The sequence below is a fragment of the Paraburkholderia podalyriae genome (assembly GCF_014397785.1).
Taxonomy (GTDB): Bacteria; Pseudomonadota; Gammaproteobacteria; order Burkholderiales; family Burkholderiaceae; genus Paraburkholderia; species Paraburkholderia podalyriae.
In genome coordinates this window covers 184,295-191,966 of sequence record NZ_VZQQ01000015.1, presented here as the reverse complement: position 1 = coordinate 191,966, position 7,672 = coordinate 184,295, and the positions used below count along the sequence as shown (strand labels likewise).

5 protein-coding genes and 1 pseudogene are annotated in these 7,672 nt (G+C 62.3%); 4 read left to right on the top strand and 2 right to left on the bottom strand.

What is annotated here, in order from left to right; all coding sequences use genetic code 11:
* The coding region (locus tag F6X42_RS19815) for a transposase (protein ID WP_187635837.1) at nucleotides 1-319 on the bottom strand (319 nt) is incomplete at its 3' end.
* Between the two features lie 91 nt (nucleotides 320-410).
* Between F6X42_RS19815 and F6X42_RS19810 the strand changes: the two are divergent.
* Nucleotides 411-2,534, top strand: a pseudogene (locus tag F6X42_RS19810) (DNA polymerase II); the annotation flags it as partial.
* A gap of 351 nt (nucleotides 2,535-2,885) precedes the next feature.
* Nucleotides 2,886-3,257: a BON domain-containing protein gene (locus F6X42_RS19805; protein WP_187635836.1), complete on the top strand. Its 372-nt coding sequence runs from the start codon at nucleotides 2,886-2,888 to the stop codon at nucleotides 3,255-3,257.
* A 111-nt stretch (nucleotides 3,258-3,368) separates the two neighbouring features.
* Here F6X42_RS19805 and F6X42_RS19800 read toward each other — a convergent pair whose 3' ends face one another.
* Nucleotides 3,369-4,460, bottom strand: a complete 1,092-nt coding sequence (locus tag F6X42_RS19800) for an MFS transporter (protein WP_376776385.1) — start codon at nucleotides 4,458-4,460, stop codon at nucleotides 3,369-3,371.
* Between the two features lie 71 nt (nucleotides 4,461-4,531).
* Here F6X42_RS19800 and F6X42_RS44100 point away from each other — a divergent pair, with 71 nt between their 5' ends.
* Entirely contained in the window at nucleotides 4,532-4,945 is a 414-nt protein-coding gene (locus tag F6X42_RS44100; RefSeq protein ID WP_246530147.1) for a hypothetical protein, read from the top strand.
* A 451-nt stretch (nucleotides 4,946-5,396) separates the two neighbouring features.
* Nucleotides 5,397-7,664: a two-partner secretion domain-containing protein gene (locus F6X42_RS19790; RefSeq protein WP_187635835.1), complete on the top strand. Its 2,268-nt coding sequence runs from the start codon at nucleotides 5,397-5,399 to the stop codon at nucleotides 7,662-7,664.
* Nucleotides 7,665-7,672: the final 8 nt, after the last annotated feature.

The following is a 7,672-nucleotide window of genomic DNA, read 5'->3' as shown; positions in this document are numbered from 1 at the left end:
CCCAGACCGAATCGTCCATCGACAGACCAATAAACCACCGAAACAGCAGGTTGTATTGCGTTTGCTCCATGAGCTGGCGTTCAGACCGGATGCTGTACAGCACCTGCAGCAGCATCGCCCGAAGCAGCTTCTCCGGCGCGATGCTCGGCCGACCTCCCTTGATGTCGGCCTCGTACATCCCGGCAAACACCCGATCCATCTTAGCCAGCGCCTCGTTCGCCATGACGCGAATCGAGCGCAGCGGATGCGAGGTCGGAACGAAATCGTCCAGCTTGCGCACGGAAAACAGACTCTCGGTGAACGTGTCGGTGCCGCGCATGATCTCCAGGGGGCGGGTGAGGTCCTTACATCAACGCTTTTGCTATCCGTCGCGATGACTTCAGCGCGAGGTATTTCCGCAGCCTGTTAGGGAAGGCGGTGTCGATGTCTACGAAGCCGATATCCAGCCGCCCGAGCGCTACATGATGGAGCGCTTCATCACCGCGCCGGTGTGGTTCAGCGGCGAGCCGCGGCAGAATGGCCCGGGGCTCGACGGCCCGGGGCTCGATGGCCCGGGGCTCGATGGCCCGTGGCTCGATGCCGAACTCAAACCGGCCAACCAATATCGTCCGCCGTTGAAGCTCGTGTCGCTCGACATCGAAACGAGCGCGCACGCCGAGCTGTATTCGATCGCGCTCGAAGGCTGCGGCGAGCGCCAGGTGCATATGCTCGGGCCGCCCAATGGCAACCTGACCGACGCAGGCGCCCTCGACTTCAAGCTCGAATACTGCGCAACCCGCGCGCAGCTACTCGAGAAGCTGATCGAGTGGATGGAGCGGCACGATCCCGATGCGATCATCGGCTGGAACCTCGTGCAGTTCGATCTGAAGGTTCTGCAACAGCATGCCGAGCAGTATCGCGTGCCGCTGCGCATCGGCCGCGGCGGCGCGGTGATGGAGTGGCGCGAACACGACGTCACGCGCAATCACTTCTTTGCGGGCGTCGCGGGTCGTTGGGTCATCGACGGCATCGAGGCATTGCGTTCGGCGACGTGGAGCTTCCCGTCGTTCAGCCTCGAATACGTGTCGCGCTCGGTGCTGGGCGTTGGCAAGGCGATCGACAATCCCTACCAGCGCATGGACGAAATCCAACGCCGCTTCGACGAAGACAAGCCCGCGCTCGCGCGCTATAACCTGAAAGACTGTGAGCTCGTCACGCGCATCTTCGCGAAGACCGAGTTGCTGCCGTTCCTACTCGAACGCGCGACCGTGACCGGCCTGCCCGCCGATCGCAGCGGCGGCTCGGTCGCGGCGTTCACGCATCTGTACATGCCGCGCATGCATCGGCAGGGCTATGTCGCGCCGAATCTCGGCGACGTGGCCGGCGCCGCGAGCCCCGGCGGCTTCGTGATGGATTCGCGGCCCGGCCTCTACGACTCGGTGCTCGTGCTCGACTACAAGAGCCTGTATCCGTCGATCATCCGCACGTTTCTGATCGACCCGCTCGGTCTCGTCGAAGGCATGCTGCATCCCGACGACGCACACTCGGTGCCCGGCTTCGTCGGCGCACGTTTTTCGCGCACGCGTCACTGCTTACCGTCGATCGTCGCTCAGGTGTGGCAGGCACGGGAAGCGGCCAAGCGCGAGCACAACAAGCCGCTGTCGCAGGCGCTGAAGATCATCATGAACGCGTTCTATGGCGTGCTCGGCTCGACCGGCTGCCGCTTCTTCGATCCGCGACTCGCGTCGTCGATCACGATGCGCGGCCACGAGATCATGCACACGACGCGCGAGCTGATCGAGGCGCAAGGCTACGAAGTGATTTACGGCGACACCGACTCGACCTTCGTCTGGCTCAAGCACGCGCATGACGAGGAAGACGCCGCGCGCATCGGCCGCGCGCTCGTCGAACAGATCAACGCGGCATGGCGGCAGAAGCTGCAGGCGCGCTTTCGCATCGACAGTGCGTTGGAGCTGCAATTCGAGCGGCACTACCGACGCTTTTTCATGCCGACGGTACGGGGTGCCGAGGAAGGCAGCAAGAAACGCTACGCAGGCCTTACGGTATTGCCGGACGGCCGCGAGGACGTGGTCTACAAAGGGCTCGAAACCGTGCGCACGGATTGGACGCCGCTTGCGCAGCAGTTTCAGCAGGAACTGTATCGGCGCATTTTCAAGCAGCAGCCGTATCAGGATTACGTGCGCGACTATGTGCGCGATACGCTCGCGGGCCGGCTCGACGATCAGCTGGTCTATCGCAAGCGGTTGCGCAGACCGATCGACGCTTACGAGCGCAACGTGCCACCGCATGTGCGCGCGGCACGCGTCGCCGATGAGTTCAATCGCCAGCAGGGACGTCCGCTGCAATATCAGAACGGTGGCTGGATCAGCTACGTGATGACGGTGGCCGGCCCCGAGCCGCTCGAAACGCTGCGTTCGGCGATCGACTACGAGCATTATTTGACGCGGCAATTGCAGCCGGTGGCCGACGCGATTCTGCCTTTGCTGCGCGACGATTTCACGACGCTGACGTCGGGGCAGAAGCAGTTGTTCTGATCGTGGCGGCCAACGCGCGGCTGCGAGCACGGACGAATGGCCTACTTCACCATGGACGGTGCCACAGCGTCTTTATCAGACGGCGTTTTGTGCATGGCGAAGGTTAAAAGGCGGAAAAAAACTAATCGGTAGTTTTGATTTGCAATGCTATTCACGGAATTAGAGCACCATCGTAATCTGAAATACTCTAATATCGTCGGTTGTCCGTCCAATTGCCCGATTTGCATTGTTGCTTGACCTAACCCTTTATTGTCCTATAGTGCCATTTGATCCGCCTCAGAAATATTGTGGGGGCGTGTGTGACATCCCTGAATCTGTAGCCCAACGATCTGCAACGACAGGAGAAGATGCATGAAAGCAATCCACGCCGTCAGACTGGTCGGTACCGCCCTTCTGATTTCGGGTTCGATTCACGCCTATGCGCAGGCGAGCAACGCTAACGCCCCTGCGTCTGCCCCGACCACGACGCCCGAAGCCCGATCGCATTACAAGTCAATGAAAGCAGCGAACCGGGCGCTACAGCGTCAGGTTCGAAATGCGCTGGTGAAAGACAGGAACATCTCAACGGCCAATATCACAGTTCGCGCCCGCGATGGTGCTGTCACGCTGCAGGGCAGCGTACCGCTTCAGGCACAAAGCGACCGGGCAACCGAGGTGGCGAAAGGGGTACCTGGCGTAGTTTCGGTCAAGAACGCGCTGTCGATCCGTCCTGTCGGGACCTGAAGCGGTCCCGGATCGCAGTTTGCGGGAAGCTCGACGCCCTGACCGTGCATTCCATTGATCGCATATGCCAATGCGGCACATGGCGACGGCTGGCTCGAAGGCCGGCCGTCGCTATGAAGAAATCTTCTCAAGTTCGAGCCCTTTCGTCTTCGGCCCCATCAAGCCAATCGACAGCATCACGATCAGCATCGCGCCCGCGATGAACACGAACACGCCGGTCGTCCCGAAGTAGCGCAACACGGCCGCGATCAGAAAGGCCGTGAAAATCGCGGAAAAACGGCTCCATGAGTAGACGAAGCCGACCGCGCGCGCCCGGATGCTGGTCGGAAACAGCTCGGTCTGATACGCGTGATAACTGTACGAAATGATGTTGCCGGCCAGCGTCAGGCAGACCCCGAGACTGACGAGCAGCACCGCGCCCGATGCCTGGCTGAACCACAGCCCGCATACGATATTGACGCCGGCCATCACGACGATCACCGTCTTGCGCTCGAAGCGATCGCCGATAAAGAGCCCGATGATCGGACCGAGCGGCGCGGCCAACGCGATCACGCTCGCATACATCAGGCTCGTCGTGATCGTGATGCCCTGCTTGATCAGCAGCGTCGGCACCCAGTTCGCGAAGCCGTAGAAACCGACCGTCTGGAACACGTTGAAGATCGTCATCATCAGCGTGCGGCGGCGGTACGGCGGCACCCACATGTCACGGAAGCTGCCGCGCGGTGCGACCGGCGCGGGCGGTGCCGGTGGCGGCAACTCGCGGCCGTATTCGTGGCGCACCTTTGCCTCCAGCGCATTCATCACACGATCGGCTTCGGCAAGACGCCCTTGCTGCGCGAGCCAACGCGGGCTTTCCGGCAAGGCGCGACGAATCCACCAGACGAATAGCGCGCCATGCGCGCCGATCAGCACGACCCAGCGCCAGCCGTCCAGGCCGAACAGCGTGCGCGGCACCAGCAGAAACGACAGAAACGCAACCACCGGCACGGCCGTGAAGCCGACCGCCTGCTCGCACGCGAACGCGCGCCCGCGGATCTGCTTGGGCACCAGTTCGGAGATGTAGGTGCCGATCGTCACCAGCTCGACGCCGATGCCGACACCCGCGACGAAGCGCCAGAAATTGAGGCCCGTCGCGGTTTGCTGGAACGCCATCACGAGGTTGGTAGTGATTATTGTATATATAAGAGTCAGACCATCGTCAATCCGCTGCCTGGCTTCGGTTTGCGAGATTCTAAGGTTAGCGCCGCGTCGCGGCGTTCATGCAGGAACCGTTGATGCTCGTCGTGAGTATCGAATTCCCGGAGGGCCGCGCCATGTGCTACCAGAAACCCGTTCAGCTACTCGAAAACCTGCTCGAAGCCGTGCCGCTCGAACCGAACGAACGCGGCCATACCGCGATGGACGACTTCGAGCACTTCTGCGCCTACGCCGGCTGCACCGAGGTACTGATCGGCCCGCAGGCATTCGCCTGTGTCAAGCTCGCCTACATCGACGTCAAGACAACTGCATCGTGCCAGCACCCGGGCCGACGACCACCGCCGCAAGTCGACCCACTCCGGTCAGATAACTTTTTCCAAACCGGTCAGTCAGCCAATTCAGGTTTTGCGAACTGGGGTGCCAACAAGCGGCCGTTGACGACCGCACCCAATCGGCCACGAGCCGCCGGTCGAGGTCGCCATCCAATTTGAATAGGCAAGGTCTCATCCGCCCCCGCTCAATGGCCGGTTTCCGGCGAGCAAATTGCCGGTGGCACTGCCTCAACCCGGCCATCAAGCGTCGTTCGCCCCTCCCGTTGGACGGGCGTTCAAACGTCTGCTCCGCATTGCAACCGGTCCTTGGCCTTTGGACACGGATACCGCTGTTGTCTATCGCTATCGGCTGTCCACAGGTCCAGTCGAGGGCGACTGCGAAGACCAAGTCGCGTCATGTAGCGCTTTCACATTGATTTCCTAGACACATTAGGAGATGCCGCCACACAACAAGCGGCCCCAACTGCACACACAACAAGGCGCAAAACGCAGAGATATCGGCATGTGCATGCGCGGGGCCAGGAGCTATTCTTCAGACGCTGCGACCAACGTATTTGCGCTCGACTCTGCGGGTCGTCGGCAGCCATTTCGCGTGGACGCGGGAGAGGGTATGTCACGACAGAACCTACCTCGGAATGTGCGACGCGCACAGCGTCGGCAACATTCAAACGCAGGCTCCCTGCTGGCCATCGGCATTTCGCTGACTGGACTGTCCCTGACACCCGTGGCGCTCGCGGCGGGCCTCCTTCCACAAGGCGGCCGTTACGTCGCCGGCGCGGGCACGATGGCCGGCCAGGGCAACGATCTTGTGATCACGCAACCGGGCTCGACGCGCGGCGTGATCGACTGGAATCGCTTCTCTATCGGCCAGGGCAACACGGTCATCTTCAACAACGGCGACGGCGCGACGCTGAACCGCGTGACAGGCGGCACGCCGTCGATGCTGCTCGGCAAGCTCAACGCAACGGGCAGCGTCTACCTGATCAATCCGCAAGGCGTGCTGATCGGGCCGCAAGGTGTCGTCACGACGGGCGGCCGTTTCGTCGCCTCCACGCTCGACACCGACAACGCGTCGTTCATGAACGGCTGCGCGCTGACGTTTTCCGGCCAGTCGGATCATCGCGTAGTCAATCTCGGCAATATCGGGTCGACGAACGGCGACGTACTGCTGATAGCCGCGAAGGAAGTGGACAACTACGGCAACGTCAGCGCGCCGAATGGCACGGCCGAAATCGGTGTCGGTAACAAGGTGCTGTTGCAGGACTCCTCCAGCTCGCAGCAGATGTTCGTGCAGACAGCGAGCAGCGGCGCGATCGTCAACACGGGCGCGGTCGAAGCGGCGCAGGTCAGCCTGCAAGCCGTTGACGGCAACATCTATGCTCTCGCTGGCAACGCCGACGTCCTGCGTGCGACCGGCACCGCCGTGCGCGACGGGCATGTGTGGCTCGTCACGGGCCCCCTTGGACAGGTGATTCTCGCCGGCAACATCGCCGCGAAGAACGCGGACGGCAAAGGCGGCACGGTCGATATGGACACGGGGCTCTTCACGTTCTGGGGGGACTTCGCGAAGGTCGTCGCGGGTCAATGGAACGTCACGCTGCCCGCCTACACGTTCGATAACGGCGCGGGACGCTCATTCGCGCGCAGCATGAACGACGGTACGTCGATCTCAATGACGACCACCGGTGCGGCAGGCCGGAGCGGCGACATCAACGCGGATCAAAGCGTTCAGTGGACAGGCGGCGCATCGCTCGCGCTGAACGCGGCGCATAGCGTATCGGTCGGCCCGGGCGTCACCTTCAGCAACCAGGGCGGCGGCGCGCTGACGCTTCGCGCGGACGCGGCCGGCGTGAACAACGGCGGCAGCGTCACGAATAACGGCATGATCGACTGGTCGCAAAGCACTGGCACGGTGAGCGCGTTCTATGACATGACCGGCAGCTTCACGCCAGGCACCATGCTCGCGAACGGTGCGTGGGCCGCGCCAGAATATAGCGGGCTGCTCACGCAGACCACCGGCTACAAGATCGTCAATACGGCGCAGGATCTGCAGAACATCGAGAGCGATATGAGCGGCAACTATGCACTGGGCCGCGACATTGACGCGGACGGCTACGCGTTCAAGACGCTCGGATTCGCCAGCAAGCTGTCGTTCACCGGTCAATTTGACGGCATGTGGCACAACGTGTCCAACATCAGGCCCGACACGGACGCTGTGTTTAGCGATATTGCCGCGAACGGCGCGGTCAGGGACGTGAACGTCCTGAACGCACAGTCGGGCACCTATGCGCCGTCTTACAGGTCCGACGGCATTCTCGCCATGAGCAATCACGGCCTGATCATCAATACGTTCACCTCGGGTTACATCGCGCCGGCAAGCAATACCGCCGGCGCGACGCTTGGTGGTCTCGTCGGCACCAACTATGGAACGATCGCGCGCTCCGGCAGCAGCGCCAACGTCACGGCCGACTCCGGCGGCGGCGGCCTCGTCTATAGCAATCTAGGCACTATCACTCAGTCCTACGCGACAGGCAACGTTGCCGCTAACGAGTCACGCGGCTCGTCCGGCGGCCTCGTCAACAGCAGCACCGGGACGATCACAGAGTCGTTCGCGTCAGGCAACGTCTCCGCGTTCAACCTTGTGACAGTGGGTGGGGTCTGCGAATACTGCACAGGACTCGGCAGCGACGTCTACTGGAATACCGAAACGACGGGACAAGCAAAAAGCGGCGGCAATCTGCCGGCTTCGAACGGCTTGACCACCGCGCAGATGAGCGATCCGGCCAGCTTCGTCGGCTGGGACTTTGGGCCGACCGGCGCGTGGGTCATGCCGGTCGGCGCGACTCACCCGGTCCTGCGCTGGCAACCGGGCCATTAACCGACCCA